This is a genomic window from Pseudomonas sp. PA15(2017) (assembly GCF_001945395.1).
In the GTDB taxonomy this organism is placed as follows: Bacteria; Pseudomonadota; Gammaproteobacteria; order Pseudomonadales; family Pseudomonadaceae; genus Aquipseudomonas.
This window is the reverse complement of record NZ_MSXV01000056.1, coordinates 42,314-63,467: the sequence shown is the minus strand read 5'-3', so window position 1 is coordinate 63,467 and position 21,154 is coordinate 42,314. Positions and strand designations below refer to the sequence as shown.

The 21,154-nt window shown below is 64.9% G+C and carries 17 protein-coding genes; 1 reads left to right on the top strand and 16 read right to left on the bottom strand.

Going from position 1 to position 21,154, the window contains the following annotated elements:
* Positions 1-78: 78 nt before the first annotated feature.
* From BVH03_RS21205 to prfB, 4 genes are all read right to left on the bottom strand, one after another.
* A complete protein-coding gene (locus BVH03_RS21205) occupies positions 79-1,374 on the bottom strand; it encodes a flavohemoglobin expression-modulating QEGLA motif protein (protein WP_075963043.1) in 1,296 nt (431 codons plus the stop codon).
* 27 nt (positions 1,375-1,401) lie between these two features.
* A complete protein-coding gene (locus BVH03_RS21200; protein WP_075963042.1) occupies positions 1,402-1,950 on the bottom strand; it encodes a hypothetical protein in 549 nt (182 codons plus the stop codon).
* A gap of 338 nt (positions 1,951-2,288) precedes the next feature.
* The gene (gene lysS / locus BVH03_RS21195) at positions 2,289-3,791 is read right to left on the bottom strand and encodes a lysine--tRNA ligase (RefSeq protein ID WP_075963041.1); all 1,503 of its coding nucleotides are present in this window, start codon (positions 3,789-3,791) and stop codon (positions 2,289-2,291) included.
* Between the two features lie 96 nt (positions 3,792-3,887).
* Positions 3,888-4,983, bottom strand: a protein-coding gene (gene prfB / locus BVH03_RS21190) for a peptide chain release factor 2 (protein ID WP_143486026.1) whose coding sequence is annotated in 2 segments (ribosomal slippage) — positions 3,888-4,910 and positions 4,912-4,983 — 1,095 coding nt in all. Because the reading frame shifts where the segments join, the coding sequence is not laid out codon by codon here.
* Positions 4,984-5,323: 340 nt separating this feature from the next.
* On the opposite strand from prfB, the gene BVH03_RS21185 reads away from it, so the two are divergent.
* The gene (locus tag BVH03_RS21185; protein WP_075963040.1) at positions 5,324-6,976 is read left to right on the top strand and encodes a GGDEF domain-containing protein; all 1,653 of its coding nucleotides are present in this window, start codon (positions 5,324-5,326) and stop codon (positions 6,974-6,976) included.
* Positions 6,977-6,980: 4 nt separating this feature from the next.
* Here BVH03_RS21185 and BVH03_RS21180 read toward each other — a convergent pair whose 3' ends face one another.
* The 12 genes from BVH03_RS21180 to BVH03_RS21125 form a co-directional block, all read right to left on the bottom strand.
* Complete coding sequence (locus BVH03_RS21180; protein WP_075963039.1) at positions 6,981-8,012, bottom strand: diguanylate cyclase; 1,032 nt, start codon at positions 8,010-8,012, stop codon at positions 6,981-6,983.
* A gap of 52 nt (positions 8,013-8,064) precedes the next feature.
* The gene (locus BVH03_RS21175; RefSeq protein ID WP_075963038.1) at positions 8,065-9,066 is read right to left on the bottom strand and encodes a chemotaxis response regulator protein-glutamate methylesterase; all 1,002 of its coding nucleotides are present in this window, start codon (positions 9,064-9,066) and stop codon (positions 8,065-8,067) included.
* A complete protein-coding gene (locus BVH03_RS21170) occupies positions 9,063-11,360 on the bottom strand; it encodes a hybrid sensor histidine kinase/response regulator (RefSeq protein WP_075963037.1) in 2,298 nt (765 codons plus the stop codon). The genes BVH03_RS21175 and BVH03_RS21170 overlap by 4 nt, the downstream gene beginning before the upstream one ends.
* Positions 11,357-12,037, bottom strand: a complete 681-nt coding sequence (locus BVH03_RS21165) for a chemotaxis protein CheW (RefSeq protein ID WP_075963036.1) — start codon at positions 12,035-12,037, stop codon at positions 11,357-11,359. The genes BVH03_RS21170 and BVH03_RS21165 overlap by 4 nt, the downstream gene beginning before the upstream one ends.
* Complete coding sequence (locus tag BVH03_RS21160) at positions 12,027-13,274, bottom strand: protein-glutamate O-methyltransferase CheR (protein WP_075963035.1); 1,248 nt, start codon at positions 13,272-13,274, stop codon at positions 12,027-12,029. Before BVH03_RS21160 ends, BVH03_RS21165 begins: the two co-directional genes overlap by 11 nt.
* Complete coding sequence (locus tag BVH03_RS21155) at positions 13,271-13,786, bottom strand: chemotaxis protein CheW (protein WP_075963034.1); 516 nt, start codon at positions 13,784-13,786, stop codon at positions 13,271-13,273. The genes BVH03_RS21160 and BVH03_RS21155 overlap by 4 nt, the downstream gene beginning before the upstream one ends.
* A 4-nt stretch (positions 13,787-13,790) precedes the next feature.
* Positions 13,791-15,413, bottom strand: coding sequence for a methyl-accepting chemotaxis protein (locus tag BVH03_RS21150; RefSeq protein WP_075963105.1), 1,623 nt, complete (start codon positions 15,411-15,413; stop codon positions 13,791-13,793).
* Positions 15,414-15,613: 200 nt separating this feature from the next.
* Positions 15,614-16,342: a tellurite resistance TerB family protein gene (locus tag BVH03_RS21145; protein WP_075963033.1), complete on the bottom strand. Its 729-nt coding sequence runs from the start codon at positions 16,340-16,342 to the stop codon at positions 15,614-15,616.
* Positions 16,343-16,506: 164 nt separating this feature from the next.
* Positions 16,507-18,219 (bottom strand): single-stranded-DNA-specific exonuclease RecJ, encoded by a 1,713-nt coding sequence (gene recJ / locus BVH03_RS21140; protein WP_075963032.1) that lies wholly within the window; start codon positions 18,217-18,219, stop codon positions 16,507-16,509.
* Positions 18,220-18,272: 53 nt separating this feature from the next.
* Positions 18,273-18,824 (bottom strand): YaeQ family protein, encoded by a 552-nt coding sequence (locus BVH03_RS21135; protein WP_075963031.1) that lies wholly within the window; start codon positions 18,822-18,824, stop codon positions 18,273-18,275.
* 102 nt (positions 18,825-18,926) lie between these two features.
* Complete coding sequence (locus BVH03_RS21130; RefSeq protein ID WP_075963030.1) at positions 18,927-20,570, bottom strand: glucan biosynthesis protein D; 1,644 nt, start codon at positions 20,568-20,570, stop codon at positions 18,927-18,929.
* A 132-nt stretch (positions 20,571-20,702) separates the two neighbouring features.
* Positions 20,703-21,137 carry a hypothetical protein gene (locus BVH03_RS21125; protein ID WP_143486025.1) on the bottom strand — a complete coding sequence of 145 codons (435 nt, stop codon included), beginning with the start codon at positions 21,135-21,137 and terminating at the stop codon, positions 20,703-20,705.
* Positions 21,138-21,154: the final 17 nt, after the last annotated feature.

Below are 21,154 nucleotides of genomic sequence, written 5' to 3'. Positions count from 1 at the left end.
CTCGGGTACGAGCTGCCGGCGTGCGGCGGCTCAGGGAAAGTGCAGACCGGTCGCGCCGCGCCCAACCCGAGCTGCAGCTCAAAGGATGTTGGCGTAGTCGGCTTCGATCCGATCCAGGCTCAGGTGGTTGAGGAAGTTGGAGAAGCACATCCAGGCCGACAGCGAATTGAGGTCGCGAAACTGCTGCGGCAGGTACTTGGGTGGGCTCACCAAGCCTTCATCGACCAGCTGGCGTAGGGTACGCATATCTTCGAGCGTGGTCTTGCCACAGAACAATAAAGGGATCTGTTCCAGCTTGCCTTTGCGCACCGCGAGCTGGATGTAGTTGTAGATCATGATGAAACCCTTCAGGTACGAAAGGTCCTTGGTAAAGGGCAAGCCATTCGGCGCCGAGCCTCGAAAGGCGCGACTGGCATTGCTGTAGCTGTCTTCCAGGCTGAAGCCCTGCTCGCGGTAGAAATCGCAGACTTGCAGAAAATCCGCGCCCTGCTCGGCCATGTGGATGGCGCGGGTGCGGTTGGTCAGCTTGCGCAGGCGGCTGGGGTAGGACGCGAAGGCGATCACCTCCATGAGAATCGCCAGGCCTTCCTGGGTAACCGTCGACGAAGGCGGCCCCTTGGCCAGAAAGGTGCAGATCGGCTGGTTCTGGCCGTTGAGCGTGGTCGCCACATGCACCAGGCCTTCGTGCACCTCCAGCGCCTTGACGTCACGCTCGTTGAACATGGCGTCGGTGCGGATCTTGATGTAATCGGCACCCGCCGCCGCGTCGGCGAGAATGCCGTCGGACTCGAACACGCGAATGGTGTTCTCGCTCTCGCCGAACACCAGGTTCAGGCGGCTCTGCAGCAGAGCCACGGCTTCCTTGGCGCCCAGAGTCTTAGGCTCGTCCTTGAGGTCGCCGCGGCTGTCGATGTTGTTCAGGTAGTCGGAGACCATCAGGCCCAGATCTGCCAGGGTCGGGTCACCAGCATGGAAGGCGTCGGACGCCGCGCCATACAGCTCCTGGGAAATCAACCCGAAATCCGCGGTACCGCGCGCCTCCAGCATACGAATCACCATGCGGTACTCGCGGCACATGCGGCGCATGATCTGCCCCACCGGGTTGAACTGGCCGAGCTGGCGGGTGATGTCGCGCTCGATGTTCTGGAACTCCAGCTTCTTGGCGGCCGGGTCGAACGCCAGCGGGCGGCTTTCGTAGTAACTGCGGTCGATGGCCGGCAGCTCGCGACCCTTGTGCTTGAGAAACGCCTGGCGGATGGAGTCGTCCCATTTCACCGCATCGAGCACGCGGATCGGCGTTTGCGCCTCGACGATACGATCGGACAGCGCGCGCACCACCAGTTGGTAGCCGTCGAGTCCTGTGTGGCTGTTCATGGCAATCCTCTTTGCTTGGCTGACGGTTCAGGGCGCGCTGCGCTGGTAGCGCGCCACTTCGACGAACAGGTCGGAATTGGCAGGGTCGTTGAGGTAGGCAAACACCTTATCCAGTTTGCTGGTCACCAGCACGCCTCCCTGGGGCATGTTCACATCGCTGCCGTTGATCTCGCCACTGGCGATGGCCTCGCGGATGCGCTCGACATCGAGGTTGAAGAGCACCAGCTCGCCCGCCTGGGTCAGCTCGAAGCCGCCGATGGCGAAGTTCGCGCCCAGGCGCTTGGGCACTCCGGCAGACAGGTACCAACGCCGCCCATGGTGGGCGACGGTGAAGCTGTAGCTCTGCACGCTGGGCATGTTGTCCGGGTTGTCGACGTAGGTGTCGGCCTTGTACAGGTTGGAGCCTGAGCGGGTAATGTCCAGGTAGCGCAACTCGCCCCACTCGTCCACGCGCGACCATACGCCGAGCAGCGGAATCGGCGCTGCCTCGTTGGCCGGGATCGGCTCCTTGAAAGTCACCAGGCAGCCACTCAGTAGCAGAAACGACAGCACCACCCATGCACGCCAGGCTTTCAAAATGCTCTCCTTGAGACAGTCGTGGCCGGGCTGATAGTCCGACTCCCTGGCGCGGCGCGTCAAGCGGGACCTTCACCTACAGGATAGGCGCTGAATCACGGGCAATAAAAAGCCGCCCGGAGGTGTCTCGTTCGACCCTTAGAACTTGTTCAAAGTCTTGTATGCGCATGAAGAGGCAACTACAAGGCAGAAGCAGCCGTTGATGCAGTACTTGTGGGAGCGGGCCATGCCCGCGAAATCACGGGCATGGCCCGTTCCCACAAGGAGCGATCTGCCGACCGCTCCCGCCACTTAGCCGCCAAAGTCGACGAACCTGAGCTTAGATTACGAACAGGTTCTTAGAGTTCTGGGCGCATATGCGGGAATAGAATCACGTCGCGAATCGACGGCGAATTGGTCAGCAGCATCACCAAGCGGTCGATGCCGATGCCCTCGCCCGCGGTCGGCGGCATGCCGTATTCGAGGGCCCGTACGAAGTCGGCGTCGAAATGCATGGCTTCGTCGTCACCGGCGTCCTTGTCGGCCACCTGCTGCAGGAAGCGCGCGGCCTGGTCTTCGGCATCATTGAGCTCGGAGTAGGCGTTGGCGATCTCGCGGCCACCGATGAACAGCTCGAAGCGGTCGGTAACGCTCGGATCGTCGTCGCTGCGACGGGCCAGCGGCGAGACTTCGAACGGGTAACGGGTGATGAAGTGCGGCTGTTCCAGCTTGTGCTCGACCAGCTCCTCGAAAATCATCACCTGCAGCTTGCCCAGGCCTTCGAAGCCGAGCACCTTGGCGCCGGCCTTCTTGGCGATGGCGCGGGCCTTGTCGAGATCCTGCAGGTCAGCGGCAGTGATTTCGGGGTTGTACTTGAGGATCGAGTCGAACACCGACAGGCGCACGAATGGCTCGCCGAAGTGGAAAACCTTGTCGCCGTACGGCACGTCGGTGCTGCCGAGGATGGTCTGGGCCAGCTCGCGGAACAGCTCCTCGGTCAGGTCCATGTTGTCTTCGTAGTCGGCGTAGGCCTGGTAGAACTCGAGCATGGTGAACTCGGGGTTGTGCCGGGTCGAAACACCTTCGTTGCGGAAGTTGCGGTTGATCTCGAAGACTTTTTCGAAGCCACCAACCACCAGGCGCTTGAGGTACAGCTCCGGCGCGATGCGCAGGAACATGGCCATGTCCAGGGCGTTGTGATGGGTTTCGAACGGCTTGGCCGCGGCGCCACCGGGAATGGTCTGCAGCATCGGCGTTTCCACTTCCAGGAAGTCGCGCTCGGCGAGGAAACGGCGGATGTGTGCGATGACCTGGGAGCGCACGCGGAAGGTGTCGCGCACCTCTTCGTTGACGATCAGGTCGACGTAACGCTGGCGGTAACGCTGCTCGGTGTCGGTCAGGCCGTGGTGCTTGTCCGGCAGCGGGCGCAGCGATTTGGTCAGCAGGCGCACATGGGTCATCTCGACGTACAGGTCGCCCTTGCCGCTGCGGGCCAGGGTGCCAACGGCTGCAATGATGTCGCCCATGTCCCAGGTCTTGACCTGAGCCAGGGTCTCTTCGGCCAGGGTCTTGCGGTTGACGTAGACCTGGATGCGCCCGGTCATGTCCTGGATGACCATGAACGCGCCACGGTTGAGCATGATGCGCCCGGCGACCTTGACCGCAATGGCCGCCTCTTCCAGCTCTTCCTTGGTCTTGTCCACGTACTGTTTCTGCAGGTCGGCGCAGAGGTTTTCGCGGCGAAAGTCGTTCGGGAAGGCACTGCCCTGCTCACGGATGGCAGCAAGCTTTTCCTTGCGCTGGGCAATCAGCTTGTTTTCTTCCTGTTGCAGTTCGTGCTGGTCGGGCTGTTGGTCGCTCATGGTGGTCTATCTGCCTGGCGTCTAATCACTAATCGATGGGGAATCCGCAGGGCGCCGCCGCTCAGCGGCAGCGGCGCCCCACATGGGGGTGCGGGATCAAAGGCCCTGTTTGAGGCTGGCTTCGAGGTAACCGTCAAGGTCGCCGTCGAGCACTTTCTGGCAATCGCTACGTTCGACACCGGTACGCAGATCCTTGATGCGCGAGTCGTCGAGCACGTAGGAGCGGATCTGGTGGCCCCAGCCGATATCCGACTTGCTGTCTTCCAGCGCCTGGGAAGCGGCGTTGCGTTTCTGCATTTCCAGCTCGTACAACTTGGCCCGCAGCATCTTCATGGCGGTGTCCTTGTTGGCGTGCTGGGAACGTTCGTTCTGGCAGGCCACCACGGTGTTGGTCGGCACGTGGGTGATACGCACCGCCGAGTCGGTGGTGTTGACGTGCTGACCACCGGCGCCGGAGGAGCGGTAGGTGTCGACGCGCAGGTCGGCCGGGTTGATTTCGATCTCCACCTTGTCGTCGATCTCGGGCGACACGAACACCGCCGAGAACGAGGTGTGGCGGCGAGCGCCAGAGTCGAACGGGCTCTTGCGCACCAGGCGGTGCACGCCGATTTCGGTGCGCAACCAGCCGAAGGCGTACTCACCCTTGATGTGCACGGTGGCGCCCTTGATACCGGCGACCTCACCCTCGGACAGCTCGACGATCTCGGCATTGAAGCCGCGCTTGTCGGCCCAACGCAGGTACATGCGCAGCAGGATGTTGGCCCAGTCCTGTGCCTCGGTACCGCCGGAGCCGGCCTGGATATCCAGGTAGCAGTTGTTGGGGTCCATCTCGTGGCTGAACATGCGGCGGAACTCGAGCTTCTCGAGGATCTCGCGCAGGCGCTCGATTTCCGCGGCCACGTCGTCGACGGCGCCCTGGTCGTTCTCTTCGACGGCCATGTCCAGCAGGTCGCGCGAATCGGCCAGGCTACCGGTCAGGTCGTCGATGGTTTCGACGATCTGCGCCAGGGTGGCACGTTCACGGCCCAGGCTCTGGGCATATTCGGGTTTGTTCCAGACGTTCGGGTCTTCGAGTTCGCGGTTTACTTCGACGAGACGATCATGCTTGTGATCGTAGTCAAAGATACCCCCGAATAGTCTGGGTGCGCTCGGACAGGTCCTTGATGCTGTTCAGGATCGGGTTGATTTCCATGGCTGGCGGCACTCGCAGATAAAACTTGGGAAAAGCCGCTGAGTATACCTGACTCGGGCTATTCTGGCAGCATGTTAGGGTGTGCTCCCGCTCCGACGCGAGCCGCGTTGCTGCAGGAAATGGCCTGTGATCAGGCGCGGGACGCCGGGAATGGATCAGCCGTCTGCCAAGTCCTGCAACGACGGATGAGGTCATTTACCGCGCAACCTGGGCGCCCCCACCCATAGTGCCGTGCGTGCAAACGGGAGCAGACCAGTGCGGCGATCGGCCACCGGCGGACCAATGGCCCCTCTATACTCGAATGAGCCGCCCGCCATCGCGCCAAGGATCCTCAATCACCATGCTCCGCACCCAAAGCCTGCGTAGCCACTATGCCCTGCTCATCGTGGTGCTGGTCTGCCTGCTCAGCCTGTTGCTCGGCAGCCTGAGCAGCCACGATTCGAGCCAGCGTATCCGCGAGGAAATCGGCCGGGACCTGGCCGAATCGTCCTACACCATGGTCGACCGTCTGGATCGCGATATGCAGAGCCGCGCCAGCATGCTGCAGGTGATCGGCAGCCTCGACGCCCTGCGCCAACCGGCCGACGGCCGCGAAGTGCGCCGGCTGCTCGACGAGCTGCAGGGCAAGTTCCCGACCATCGCCTGGATCGGCTTCACCGACGCCCAGGGCCAGGTGCTGGCCTCCAGCAACGGTATTCTCGAAGGCGCCAGCATCGCCCAGCGTCCGGTGTTTCTGGAGGGCAGCAAGGGCCTGTTCATCGGCGACGTGCACGAGGCGGTACTGCTGGCCAAGCTGCTGCCCAATCCCACCGGCGAGGCGATGAAGTTCGTCGACATCAGCCTGCCGGTGCGCGACGACGCCGGCCACCTGGTCGGCGTGCTCGCTTCGCACCTGTCGTGGTCATGGGCCGACGAGGTGCGTGAGGCGATCCTCAAGCCCATCGAGGAAAGCCGCCAAATCGAATTCTTCGTGGTCGGCCGCGACCGCACCATCCTGCTCGGCCCGCGCGCGATGGTCGGCCAGCGCCTGCATCTGCCGATGATGAACGAGCTGGCCGGCCGACAGAGCGAGTGGGCCGTGCAGCAATGGCCCGATGGCAAGGACTACCTCACCGGACTGACGGCGAGTCAGGGTTACCTCGACTACCCGGGCCTGGGCTGGATGGTGGTGGCACGCCAGGATCTGCAACTGGCCGATGCGCCGGTGCAGGCCATGCACCTCACCATCCTCGGCTGGGGCGTGGTGCTGGCCGTGTTGTTCGCCGCCTGCGGCTGGCTGCTGGCCAGCTACGTGACCCGCCCGCTGCGCACCATCGCTCGTGCGGCGGATCGCCTGGCCAATGGCGAGATCACCGTGATCCCGGAAATCGGCAGCCCCCGGGAGATCGCCCGCCTCAGCCACTCGATCCGCCATCTGGTGGAAAGCCTCACCCACCAGCACGCCGAACTCGACGCCCTGGAAAACCGCGCGCACCACGACCCGCTGACCGGCCTGCCGAACCGGGCTGCACTGGCCAGATTTCTGCCCCGGGCACAACAGCGTAATCAGGGTTCGCAAGACGGCCTGGCGGTGCTTTATCTGGACCTCGACGGCTTCAAGCCGGTCAACGACCGCTATGGCCACGCCGCGGGCGACCAGGTGCTGCGTGAGGCCGCTTCACGCATGCGCGGCTGCCTGCGCGGCGGCGATCTGGTGGTGCGCCTGGGTGGTGACGAATTTCTGATGATCCTGCAAGTCGCCGCCGATGATGCCGCCAATCAGGCCCGGCAGGTCGCCGAACGAACGATCCAGGCACTGGCCGCGCCGATTCACTGGGAAAGCCAGCAATTGCAGATTGGCTGCAGCATCGGTGGGGCGCTGTGGCCGCAGGACGACAACAGCCTGGAGCAGGTGGTGGAGCTGGCCGATCAGGCCCTTTATCGTACCAAGCAGACCGGTCGCGGCCGGGTCACGCTACAGGGCGAAGCCCCGGCGCCGGGCGACGATCCGTAATGATTCAGGACAGCGCGCTGGTGTCGTTGACCATGCCGACCTGATCGCGACCGGCCTGCTTGGCCATGTACAGGCCCTGGTCAGCGATGTTGACCAGTTGCAGGGAGGTCTGGCCGACACGCGGCACCAGGGTGGCGACGCCGATGCTGGCGGTCAGCACCGAGCCCGGCTCGGGTTTGTCATGGGGAATACCGAGGTCGGTCACCGCACGGCGTACTTTTTCCGCCAGCAAGCGTGCGCCACCGGCCGAGGTACTGGGCAGCACCATGGCGAATTCTTCGCCGCCATAACGCGCGGCCAGGTCGGTGGAGCGGCTGCAGCTGCTGCGCAGTGCGGCGGCCACGCGGCGCAGGGCATCGTCACCGGCGACATGACCGAAACGATCATTGAAACTCTTAAAGAAATCGACGTCGATCATCAGCAGCGACAACGCCGTCTGCTCGCGGGTCGCACGGCGCCATTCCATTTCCAGGTACTCGTCGAAATGGCGACGGTTGGACAGTCCGGTCAGGCCATCGGAGTTCATCAGCCGCTGCAGCACCAGGTTGGTTTCCAGCAGTTGCTGCTGGCTCTCGCGAAGGGCGCGGTAGGCTTCGTCGCGCTGCTGCAGGGCCATGTAGGAACGCGAGTGATAGCGAATGCGCGCCACCAGTTCGATGGTGTCGGGCAATTTGACCAGGTAATCGTTGGCACCGGCGGCGAATGCCGAGCTCTTCACCGTGGCGTCGTCCTTGGTGGACAATACGATGATCGGTACGTCGCGCAGCGCCGGCCGTGCGCGGTACTCACCGAGCAGGGTAATGCCATCGACACCGGGCATCACCAGATCCTGCAGAATCACCGTTGGCCGCAGTTGCTCGGCCACCGCGATGGCCTGGGTCGGGTCGGAGCAATAATGGAAGTCGATACCCTCTTCGCCCAGCAGTTCGCGCCGCACCGCTTCGCCGATCATCGCCTGGTCATCGACCAGCAGCACCATGACCGCGCCATCCTTGCGTGAGCCGAATTCTTCCATGGAATGGGATGGGGCTTGCATGTAGGTCTCCGGACCGATTGAAGGCGGGTCTGCGTGGGTATCAGTCAGTCTATCAGCCAAACAGTTCGACGATACGCGGTGCGATGCGCTCCAGCGCGAGTATTTCCTTGGCCGCCTGTATTTCGGCGGCGGCCTTGGGCATGCCATACACCGCACAGCTGGCCTGGTTCTGGGCGATGGTGACGTAACCGCGGCTGCGCATGTTCTTCAAGCCCTGGGCGCCATCGCGGCCCATGCCGGTAAGCAAGACACCGATGGCCTCGCCACTCCAGTGCTCGACCACGCTGTCGAAGAACACGTCGATGGAAGGCCGGTAGGCGTGGCTGCGCGGCTCCTCGGTATAGGTCAGGGTGCCGTTGCGCTGCAGACGCATATGGTTATTGGTGCCGGCCAGCAGCACCAGGCCCGGCTGCGGCTGCTCGCCGTCGCGGGCCAGGCGCACTGGCAGGGCCGATTCGCCGGCCAGCCAGTCGGCCATGCCGGCGGCGAACACCTCGTCGACATGCTGCACCAGCATCACGGCGGCGTTGAAATCATCGGGGAGTTGCTTGAGCAGCGAGGCGAGCGCGGCCGGGCCTCCCGCCGAAGCGCCAATCGCCACCAAGCGGCGCGCCGTAGAGCTCGCCGGTGCCGTGGCTGCGACACTGGCCTTGCGACTGCTGCTCTGGCCGATCAGCCAGCCGATATTGTGGATCTTGCGCAGCAGCACCGCTGCGTCGCTGCCCTGGCCGGTCAATGACGGCGTGTTGACCGCATCCAGGGCGCCATGGCCCATGGCTTCGAACACACGATTGACGTACTGCTCGATATCCACCGAAACGATCAGCACCGCGCAGGGCGTCTGCGCCATGATCCGCCGCGTCGCCTCGACACCGTCCATGACCGGCATCAGCAGGTCCATCAATACCAGATCGGGCAGATCGGCCTGGCAGCAGGCCACGCCTTCGGCGCCGTTGCCCGCCACCCAGACGATGCGATGGGCCGGTTCCTGGGCGAGCGCACGGCGCATGGCCTCGACTGCCAGCGGCATGTCGTTGACGATTCCGATCCTCATTCGTGCGGTTCCCCTACCAGATCAACCACGGCGTCGAGTAACGCCTCGTCATGGAAACTGGCCTTGGCAAGATAATAGTCGGCCCCGGCGTCCAGGCCACGCCGGCGGTCTTCTTCACGATCCTTGTAGGACACCACCATCACCGGCAGCGATTGCAGACGGTTGTCGCGGCGTACCAGGGTGACCAGCTCGATGCCGTCCATGCGCGGCATGTCGATGTCGGTGATCAGCAGGTCGAAGTGCTCGGCGCGCAGCGCGTTCCAGCCGTCCATGCCGTCTACCGCCACGGCGACGTCGTAGCCGCGCGACAGCAGCAGCTTGCGTTCCAGTTCGCGCACGGTCAGCGAGTCGTCGACCACCAGCACGCGCTTGCGCTTGCTGCCGGCCATCTGCCGGGCGCTGCGGTCGACCCGCTCCAGGCGCCCGCTGCCCAGCAGCTTGGCCACCGAGTGCAGCATGTCCTCGACATCGAGGATCAGCACCGGCGTGCCGTCGTCCAGCAAGGCGCCGGCGGAGACGTCCTGCACCTTGCCCAGCCGTGCATCCAGTGGCATCACCACCAGGGTGCGCTCACCGAGGAACCGCTCGACCACCAGGCCAAACAGGCTGTCGCGGTCGCGGATCAGCACTACCGGAATGCCGTTGTCGCTGGGCTTGCCTTCCGGGCGCTGGAGAATCTGGCTGGCCGCGATCAGGCCGACGTGCTGCCCGCCACTCCAGAAATGCTGGCGGCCTTCGAGCTGCACGATGTCCTCGGCCTGCAGGCGGGTCATCCGCTCGATATGCGCCAGCGGCAGCGCGTAGGCCTCACCGCCCACCTCGACCACCAGGCTGCGCACCACCGACAGGGTCAGCGGCACTTCGAGGTGGAAAGTCGAGCCCTCGCCCTGGCGCTGCTGCATGCGCACGCCGCCACGCAGCTGACGCACCATGTGCTGCACGGCGTCCAGGCCGACGCCGCGGCCGGACACCTCGGTAACCTGGTCGCGCATGCTGAAGCCGGGCAGGAACAGGAAAGCCAGCAGCTCCTCCTCGGTCAGTTGCTCGCCGGTCTGCTCGGTGGCGAAGCCGCGTTGGACCACAGCCCGGCGCAGCTTTTCCAGATCGACACCGCCGCCATCATCGCGCAGCTCCAGCAGCAGCATGCCGGCATGGTGACGGGCGCGGATCAGGATCTGCCCGTCGGCAGGCTTGCCCAGTGCCACGCGGCGCTCCGGCGTTTCGATGCCATGGTCCAGGGCGTTGCGCAACAGGTGCGTCAGCGGCGCCTCGAGACGCTCAAGCACGTCGCGATCGACCTGGGTGCCCTCGCCCTCGACGACCAAACGTACCTGCTTGCCCAGGGATCGGGACAGGTCACGCAGCATGCGTTCCTGGCCAGCCAGCACATCGGCGAATGGCCGCATGCGCGAGGCCAGCGCGGCGTCATAGAGGGACTGGGCGCGTTGCCCACCCTGCCAGCCGAAGTCGTCCAGATCGGTCATGTGCTGGGCCAGCAATTGCTGGCATTCGCCGAGGGCCTGGCGGGTTTCCAGCAACATGGCTTCGGCCTGGGCATCCACCGCACCCTTGGGCAATGCCTCGCGGGCGACATCCAGCGCGCGGCGAGCGGTGGCCTGCAGGCGTTTCAGGCGCTGCAGACTGTCGCCCAGAGGCTTGATGCGCTGGAATTCCACCAGGGATTTACTGGAAATATCCAGGAGGTGATCGAGGCGCTCGGCGCTGACCCTGAGAATGCGCGCCCGTCCTTCACTGGCCGGCTCACTGGCCTCCGCGCGGGCAGGCGGCGCAACGACCGGCAGCTCGACAGCGGGCGGGGCTACAGGCTGCTCGGGTGGCGCGACGGCTTGGGTAACGGTGACGGCCGGCTGAGCCGGAGCGGGTGCCGAGGGCGGGACCGGAAGCCCACGCGCCAGCGCTCCCAGGCGCGCCACCAGCGCGTCCATATCGGGGGCGACCACTCCGGGCTGCGCCGGCGTTCCGAGGCCGAGCAGGATATCGGCGCCCTGCAGCAAGGCATCGATATGCTCGGGACTGAGCAGCAAGCGCCCTTCCTGGGCCTCGACCAGGCAATCCTCCATGACGTGGGCGACCTTGACCCCGGCATCGAGGCCGACGATACGCGCCGCGCCCTTGAGCGAATGGGCCGCGCGCATGCAGGCCTCCAGGCTGCCGGCATGCCGCGGCTCGCGTTCGAGCACCAGCAGGCCGCTGTTGAGCACCTGGGTCTGGGCCTCGGCCTCGAGCTTGAACAGCTCCAGCAGCGATGCGTCGCGCATCTGATCGGGCGTCATCCGAGACTCCTGGCGATGGTCTGCTGCACGATCTGCTCGTCGAGCAGGGTCACGCTACGGCCCTTCCATTGCAACACGCCCGCCGCGAACCGGCGGCCCACCGGTACACTGCCGGCGCCGGACTCGACGATCTGGCCAACGGCGATCGCCTCGATGCCCTCGACCTCGTCGACCGGAATAACCACCGGCCCGTCCGCCAGGTTGAAGATCAGCATGCGCGGCACCACGCGCCGCTCGCTGACCGCCTCGCCGGTGTCGAGCCCGAGCATCTCGCCCAGGGAAAAGCACGCCACCAGGGCGCCGCGCACGTTGGTCACGCCGATCAGCCCCAGCGAGCGCTGGTGTGGCAGGGAATGAATCGGCGTACTGGCGGCCACTTCGCTGAGCGCGCGGGTCGGTAACGCCAGCCAGGCATCGCCGAAACGGAACAACAGCAGTGAGCGGCGCTCGCCGCTGTCCTGCTCGACCCACTCTTCCTCCGGCTGGCTGTCGTCGCGCTGCAGCGCGAAACGGTCGAGCAAGCGGGTGGCAAGCTCGGCATGCACTTCACAGTTGCGGCAGTGAATGTGTTTGACCAGCCGCTCGCAGGACTTGTCGCCCTGCACGCCGATACGGTTCCAGCAGTCGTCGACCGCGTCACGTTCGGCATCGCTCAGCGGCAGCAGGCTATCGCTCATCACGGCTCACTCCACGGCCCGCCCGTTGTTGCAGGCGCCTGGCGCCGGCCATATCGCCGCGGGCGGCGAGCAACGCCGCCAGGTGCGCCAGGGCCTCGGCGTGGGTCGGCGCCAGGTACAGGGTCTTGCGGTAATAATCCTGGGCCTCGCCGCTACGTCCAGCCACGTCGCTGAGCAGCCCCAACCAGTAGAACGCCTGGGCGGTCGGCCCATGGGCGGCCAGGTAACGCTCGCAGGCGGCACGCGCCTCAGCGCTACGCCCGGCATTGGCGAGCGCGGCGATTTCATCCAGCGCGGTATCGGCAGCGCCCGCGGCAGGTGCCGGCACCGCAGGCGGCGTACGCCGCACCGGTGCCGGTGCCCTGGCAGCCGGCATCGCCACAGGCGCAGGTCGCGCCCGCGCCGTCACGCTCGGCACGGCCTGAGCCGGCGCGCTGGCCGGCCGCGGTGCCTGGCGGCGGAATACGAAAGCCAACGGGATGTTGAGCGCCTGCATGCCCACCTGACTGAACAGGCTGGCTTCGGCCGGGCCGATGAACAATGCGCCGTCGTCGCGCATCAGGCGCTGCAGCACGCCAGCCACCGTGTGTTGCGTGGGCCGGTCGAAGTAGATCAGCAGATTGCGGCAAAACACGAAATCATAGGGCGCTTCACCGGCCAGAAGGCCGGGCGCCAGGAGGTTGCCGGCCAGCAGGCGCACCTTGCGTCGCACCTCGCTGCGCAGCTCGAAACCTTCAGGAGTTTCGGCGAAATGACGATCACGAAAGCTCAGGTCATCACCGCGAAAGGAATTGCGGCCATACAGGGCCCGCTCGGCGCGCTGCAGGTTGACCTCACTGATATCCATGGCATCGATGCGAAAACCATCGCCCGGCAAACCGGCGTCGAGCAGCGCCATGGCGATCGTGTAAGGCTCCTCGCCGGTCGAGCACGGCAGGCTGAGGATGCGCAGTGGCCGGGCACCGGCCAGTTGCGTGCTGCGCTCGCGGGCCAGGCTGACCAATGCAACGAAGGATTCCGGGTAGCGGAAGAACCAGGTTTCCGGCACCACCACCGCTTCGACCAGTGCCTGTTGCTCGCTGGCGGAGTTGTGCACCTTCAGCCAGTAGGCATCCTCGTTGGCACAGCCAAGGGCGGCGATACGCTGGCGAACCGCCCGTTCGATCACCATCTGGCCAACGGATTCGGCATCCAGCCCGATCAAACCGTGCAGCAACTGCTCGAAGCGCGGGTTCATCGACCGCCCTCCGCCACTGCCGCGTACAGCAGGTCGCGAACCGCTTCGTCGAGCAGGTCGGCAACCCGCACCCACTGCACCAGGCCCTGCTCGGACTTGAGCACCGGCCCCAGATAGCGGGCCTCCGGCAGGCTGACGCCGCTCTCCACGAAGGCCTCGGCGGGGCTGCGTAGCGTGTCGCTGGCCTGTTCGAGAATCAGGCCCAGCCAGCGCGCCGGTTGATCACCCCGTGGCTGGTAATGCACCACTACCAGCCGGGTGCTGGTGCGCACCACCGCGGGCTGGCCGAGCGCCTGGGCGGTCAGGTCGATCACCGGCACCGGCGTGCCGCGAAACACGAACAGCCCGGCGACCCAGGCAGGCGCCGCAGGAATGTGCTTGAAGCGGCGCAACGGCAGCACTTCGACCACTTCGTGAACGTCCAGCGCGTAACGATCACTGCCCATGCTGAACAGCAGGAACAGCTGTCCCGGGCTACGCCGCCCCGGCGAAGGCCTGCCTACCTCGACCATCGATTCAGACCTTGAAGCGGCTGACGCCGGTACGCAGACCGTTCGCCACGAGGTTGAGGTCGTCGATGGAGGCACTGGCCTGGCGTAGCGACTCTACGGTCTGCGAAGACGCCTCGCTAAGCTGCACCAAAGCCTGATTGATCTGCTCGGCACCGGTGGATTGCGCCTGCATGCCTTCATTGACCATCAACACGCGCGGCGCGAGGGCTTGCACCTGATGGATGATCTGCACCAACTGCTCACCGACCTGACCCACCTCGGTGATGCCGCGGCGCACTTCTTCGGAAAAACGATCCATGCCCATCACCCCAGCGGATACCGCTGACTGGATCTCGCGCACCATCTGTTCGATGTCGTAGGTGGCGACGGCGGTCTGGTCGGCCAGGCGACGCACTTCGGTGGCCACCACGGCGAAGCCGCGACCGTACTCGCCGGCTTTCTCGGCCTCGATGGCCGCATTGAGCGACAGCAGGTTGGTCTGGTCGGCGACCTTGACGATGGTGGTGACCACGTGATTGATGTTGCCGGCCTTCTCGTTGAGGATCGCCAGCTTGGCGTTGACCAGTTCGGCAGCGCTCATCACCTGGTGCATGGTGTCTTCCATGCGCGCCAGACCCAATTGCCCGGCACCGGCCAGGGTCGAGGTCTGCTCGGCGGCGCCGGAAACCTCGGTCATGGTGCGCACCAGATCGCGCGAAGTGGCGGCGATCTCCCGCGAGGTGGCGCCGATTTCCGTGGTGGTGGCCGCGGTTTCGGTAGCAGTAGCCTGCTGCTGCTTGGAGGTGGCGGCGATCTCGGTGACCGAGGTGGTGACCTGCACGGCCGAGCGTTGGGCCTGAGCGACCAGGGTCTTGATCTCCTCGGCCATGCCGTTGAAGCCGGTTTCGATGGCGCCGAACTCGTCGCGGCGGCCCAGGTTCAGGCGCGCGGTCAGGTCGCCACTGGCCAGCGTCTGCAGGGTATTGACCACCTGCTGCACCGGACGGGTAATCGCCTGCATCAGGAAGTAGCCGCACACGAATGCGGCGATGATCGCCAACAGCACGGAAATCGCCATGCTCAGCTCGGCGCGGTTGACTGCCGACACGATGTCGCCCGCCGAAGAATAGGCCACGTCACGATTGAGTTCGATCATCGAAGTCAACTGGGTGCGGCCTTCGTTCCATGTGTCGGTGAGCTGGCCGGTGAGCTGCGCCTCGGCATCGGCCTGACGCCCTTGGTCGTAGAGGTCGAGAACCTCGGCCTGCTGCACGAGGAACAGGTCACGGGTCTTTTCGAACGCGTCGAGTGCGCTACGGTCGGCATCGTCCCGGATGGTGGCGCGGTAATCGGCAAGCGACGTGGCCAACTTGTCGGTGGCTCCCTTGACCAGTTGCCTGTCCGCATCATTGAGCGTGTGCGTTTCACGCAGGCTGACCTGAACGATGGTCTGGTGGAACATATCCGTCCAGGCGCTGCGCACCTGGGTAATCTGGAACATGCCGGGCATGGCGTCATCCAGCAGGCGAGTAGCACCGCCCTCGACCTTGAGCAGACGCTCGAAGGAAGCAGCGGCCATCAACAACATGATGGCGATGATGACCGCAAAACTTGCCTGGATACGCTGGCGAACTGTCCAGTTCTTCACATTCAACCCCATCTGCCGATATTCCTGATCCAGCCGTAGGACAGCGCCCGCAGCTCATGCTGCCGGACTCTAGGGGCGTTGCGAGTGCAGCGCAAGCGAGACCAGGCCTATTTACTGTAGAACAGGCGCCCGGACATGCGGAGGGAGAATGGGGACAGCTGCCGGACAACCTGGGGCCGCCGACAGGCAGATGCGAAGGGTTACTGAAGGTCCTGGCGAACCTGGGCTTCCAGCTCCGCCTTGAGGGCGGGGTCGAGCTTCAGGTGACGGGCCAGTTCGTCCAGGTAGGCGCGCTCCATGAAATGCTCCTCGTCGACCATCAGCACGCTGGCCACGTACATTTCCGCCGCCATTTCCGGGGTGCTGGCGGCGCGCGCCACGTCAGCCGGGTCCAGCGGCTTGTTCAGCTCGGCATGCAGCCAGCGCTGGGTTTCACTGTCGCTGGCCAGCTTGCTGAACTCGCCTTCGATCAGTTCGCGCTCGCGCTCGTCGACATGCCCATCGGCCTTGGCCGCCGCCACCAGCGCCTTGAGGATGCTCTGGCTGTGCAGCTCCGCTTCGGGCGCTGGCAAACGATCGATCGTCTGTGGCTCGCCCTTGGGCGCGCCCGCCTGCTTGGCCTGCCAATTGCCGTAAGCCTTGTAGGCGATCACGCCGAGCGCGGCCAGGCCGCCATAGATCGCCACCGTGCCGCCGACCTTGCGCACTCGCTTGTTGCCCAGCAGCATGGCCAGGGCCGCGCCGCCGCCAGCGCCCTTGAGCATCGAACCGATGCCACCGTTATCACTCTTGCCGGCACCAGCAGCGTTGCCACCGAGCAGGCCACCCAGTGCACCACCGAGCCCGGACGAAGACTTGCCAGCGGTTTTCTGTTGCAGCAATTCCTGCCCGGACTTCAGCAGTTGGTCGAGCAAGCCACGCGTATTCATGGAGTTCTCCAATGGTTCAGGAACGGACGAATCTACTGGGAAGCCGGGCCGTCGTCGGTTACAGATTGCGTCTGAATATTGCGCGAACGACCACCCAGCCCAATCAATAGACAGGCCTGAAGCCAACCCCGTTCAAACCTGAACCACCAGGTAGTTTTTGCCTGCTAACGCGGCGCCAGGTGGGAGATCAGCAACTGCACCGATTCCTGGCCGCGGAACTCGTTGACGTCCAGTTTGTAGGCCAGCTCGACCCAGCGCACGGTCGGGTTGGGCCACACGTCACGGTCGACGCCAAAGGCGATGCCGTCGAGTTGCAGGGCGCCGCATTCGCTTTTGAGCACTACCTTCAGGTGACGCTCGCCGACGATACGCTGCTGCACCAACTGGAAGGCGCCGTGGAACAGCGGCTCGGGAAAATGCTGCCCCCAGGGGCCGGCGTTGCGCAGCTCGCGGGCCAGGGGCAGGTTGAATTCATCGATGCTCAGCACACCATCGGACAATAGCCGGCCGGTCAGGTCGTCCTCGCAGAGCTGGCGACGCACTTCCTCGTCGAAGGCCTTGGCGAAGGTCTCGAAATGCTCGGCCGACAGCGACAGGCCAGCGGCCATGGCGTGGCCGCCGAACTTGCCGATCAGCCCCGGATACCGCGAGGCCACGGCGTCCAGCGCATCGCGGATGTGGAAACCCGGCACCGAACGCGCCGAGCCCTTGAGCATGCCCTCCCCGGCATCGGCGAAGGCGATGGTCGGGCGGTGATAACGCTCCTTCAGGCGCGAGGCGAGGATACCGATCACGCCCTGATGCCAGTCCGCCTCGAACAGGCACAGGCCGAACGGCAGGTTTTCCAGCGACAGGTCCTTGAGCTGGGCCAGGGCCTCGCGCTGCATGCCCTGCTCGATGGCCTTGCGGTCCTGGTTGAGCTGGTCGAGCTGCACGGCCATGTCGCGGGCCAGGGCTTCGTCCTCGCAGAGCAGGCATTCGATGCCCAGGCTCATGTCATCGAGGCGCCCCGCCGCATTCAGGCGCGGCCCGAGGATGAAGCCCAGGTCGGTCGAAGTGATCCGCCCGTGCTGCTTGCCAGCCACTTCCAGCAGCGCACGTAACCCAGGGCGCGCGCGGCCGGCGCGAATGCGTGCCAGGCCCTGATGCACCAGGATGCGGTTGTTGGCGTCCAGCGGCACCACGTCGGCGACGCTGCCCAGGGCCACCAAGTCGAGCAGCTCGCCGAGGTTCGGCTCGGGGCGCTCGGCGGTGAACCAGCCTAGTTCGCGCAGCCGCGCGCGCAGCGCCAGCAGCACGTAGAAGATCACCCCGACGCCGGCCAGTGATTTGCTGGGGAAACTGCAGCCCGGCTGATTGGGATTGACGACGACATCGGCCGCCGGCAACTCGTGGCCCGGCAGGTGATGGTCGGTGACCAACACCTTGAGGCCGGCGGCCTTGGCCGCGGCCACGCCCTCGATGCTGGAGATGCCGTTGTCGACGGTGATCAGCAATTCAGGCTCGCGGCCCAGCGCCACGGCGACGATCTCTGGGGTCAGGCCGTAGCCGTACTCGAAGCGATTGGGCACCAGGTAATCGACGTGGGCGGCGCCCAGCATGCGCAGACCGAGCAGACCGACGGTGCTCGCCGTGGCGCCGTCAGCGTCGAAATCCCCGACGATCAGCATGCGCTGGCGTTGCCGCAAGCCTTCAACCAGCAGCTCGACCGCGGCATCGATGCCCTTGAGCTGGCTGAACGGAATCAGCCGCGCCAGGCCCTTTTCCAGCTCCACTGCCGAGAGCACCCCACGAGCGGCATAAAGACGGGTCAACAACGGCGGCAGGTTGCCCAGGTCAGGCAGGGAGGCGGGAAGCGGGCGGGACTCGATACGCATGGACGGGTTTTCTACTCTTGCGGTTAACACGGGGGCCGAAGCCCGGCGTTGCATCAGTTGCTCAGGTCTCGCTCGCCGGCCAGCCACTCCACGGGAATCTCGTGCTGGCCGCGCTCGTCGGTGACGAACAGCTCGCCGTCACTGATCATCACGCTCCAGCTCAGCGAACGGGGCAGATCCTGGGACAGCTCGGCCAGTGCCTCCTGGCCAAGGGCGACGACGTTGATGTTCTTCAGGCTGCGCACCGGGTCCAGGCACTTGGTCTGCCACACGCGCAGGTTACCGTAGGCCACCAGGCTGAATTTCTCGGTACGCCGCGAGCACCAGGTGATGCGCTCGCTGTCCGGCTGGCCGACCTCGATCCAGTGCAGCACGCGACCATCCAGGCTCTTTTCCCACAGCGCCGGCTCATCGACGTCCGACAGGCCGCGACCGAAGGCCAGGTTCTCCTGGTAGAACAGCGCATAGGCGATCAGCCGTGCCGCCAGGCGTTCTTCGGTTTCCGAAGGGTGGCGAGCCACGGTGAAACGCAGGCTTTCGTAGATGTTGCGATCGATATCGGTGAGGTTGAGATCGACCTTGTAGGTCGTGGACGGCAGGGCCATGGCGCACTTCTTGGAATTCGGAAAAGTGCGCCAGTCTATCAGCCCGGCCAGGAGCGTGGGCAGAGCGCCGCTCAAAGGAGGCGCTTGCCACCTGTCAGGCGATCAGGAATCGCTCTTCCAGTCCGGGTAACGGCGCTCTGCCGGCGCCGGCGGGAAGTACTGGTACAGCCAGGTTTCGCTGAGCACTTCCTTATTGTCGACGCGGCGCAGGTAAGCGCGCATGTTCACCGGCTCGACGCTGTCGCTGGTGGGGAACCAGTCGAACTGCGCACGGAAACCTTCCACCTCCGGGTACAGGGCCAGGATGCTGAAATCCTTGGCCTCGCCGTGGGAAGCTTCGACCACCACCTCGACCTGGGCCTTGGCATCCATTTTCGCCAGCGGGCCGCCCGCGAAGTCGATGGCGAAACGCCGCGCCCAGACTTTCGGCCAGTGCTCGCCCGGCGCCCAGCCGAGGGTGAAGCCGCCCATGCCGGAGCGGGTGGCGTGCACCTGCGCCAGGGTCGGTTTGACCGGCGGCAGCGCGGCCCAATAAAGCTTGTAGCCGAAGTTCAGCGAGGTACCGGGCTCGATCGGTTGCTTGGGATTCCAGAAGCAGACGATGTTGTCCATGGTTTCGCCGGTGGTGGGAATCTCCAGCAGGTCGATGCTGCCCTCGCCCCATTGGGTGGTCGGCTCGACCCACAGGCTCGGACGGCGGCTGTACCAGACCACGGTGTCCTGATAGGACTTGAAGTCATGGTCGTACTGCACCAGGCCGAAGCCCTTCGGGTTGGTGTCGGCGAAAGCGTTGAACTGCAGTTTTTCCGGGTTGTTTAACGGCCGGCAGACCCACTCGCCGTTGCCACGCCACATGGACAGGCGATCGCTGTCGTGGATCGCCGTGGCGATGAAGTCGCACATGCGTCGCTCATGGCCACCGCAGGAGAACATGCTGGTCATCGGCGAGATGCCGAGCTGCTTGATGGTCTTGCGAGCATTGATATGGGCGTCGATATCCATCACCACCTGCTTTTCCTGGCAGTCGATATCGAAACGGAAGGCGCCAGTGGCGCTCGGCGAATCGAGCAGGGCGTAGAGCACGAAGCGGGTAGCGTCCTTGTCCGGGGTCTCGAACCAGAACTCGGTGAAATCAGGGAACTCCTCTGGCGTGTCGGTGAAGGTATCGACTGCCAGGCCGCGCGCCGAGAGGCCGTACTGGCCGGTATTGTCCACCGCGCGGAAGTAGCTGGCGCCGAGAAACGACACGATGTCGTACTTGGCGATGTTCGGCTGCTTGAATACCTTCAGGCCGGCAAAGCCCAGGTCACCCTTGAGCTGCGCGACGTCCACGCCACTCTTGCCGTACTCGAACAGCTCGGGGCGGAAATGCACTTCGCGCGCCTGGCGGCTCTTGGGGTCGACGGCGTGCATGCGCACCGGCTGGCGAAAGCCCATGCCGACGTGGAAGAACTGCACGTCCAGCTGTCCGCCAAGTTCGTTCCAAAGCGAGTGCGCCGGGTCGTACTGGATGGCGTTGAACTGCTGGGGCGTCAGCTTGGCGAGGGTCTCCGGCAGCACTTCGGCGGTGCTCTTGTAAGCCCGGCCAGCCAGGCTCTTGGCGCGCGCCTGCAGTTGCTTGAAGTCGAAGGGTTCGGCCTCGCCGTCAGCGGTTTCGGCGAAGCTGTGCAGGCTGAACAGGCTGGCCGGCAGGCCACTGGCAGCGGCCAGCATCATGGAGGCTTTGAGAAGGTTACGTCTATGCATGGGCATCCCTGAATAGGTAATTTTCTGCACGAGGCGATTAAAAATACCTACAACAGATAGCCCTACCCGCCACATGGTTCCGCGGTGAATTTGCAACCGCGGCCAATCACCTCCCCGACCACAAGCGAGACGCTAGCGGCGCGCCGCCAGCAGCGCGCGGATGGCCTGGCGATCACGCTTGCCGTCACGCTTGTCGAGCAGATCGAGAAAAGCGAAGGAGTCGAGGCCGTTGACCGTGGTCTTCGGGCTGACGATCTTGCGCTTGGGATCGGCACCCTGGGCGAGCAGCAGCTTCACCAGCTCCGGCTCGTTATAAAGAATGGCGCCATTGAGCGCCGAGAGCCCCATCTGGTCCGGTTCGTCGACCGGGCAGCCGGCCTCCAGCGCCTGTTTCATCTGCGCCAGTGCCATGTCCTTGCGCGCTTCGGACTCGCCATAGGCAGCGGCCATCAGCGTCAAGGTCGGCGCCTGCATGCCGGCATTGCCGAGTACGCAACCGCGCTCGTCCATTGGCTGCAGGCCGTGGTCTTTCTGTACGTCTTCGGCATGCACGAGGCTGGTTGCCAAGAGGCACGCTGCCAGAA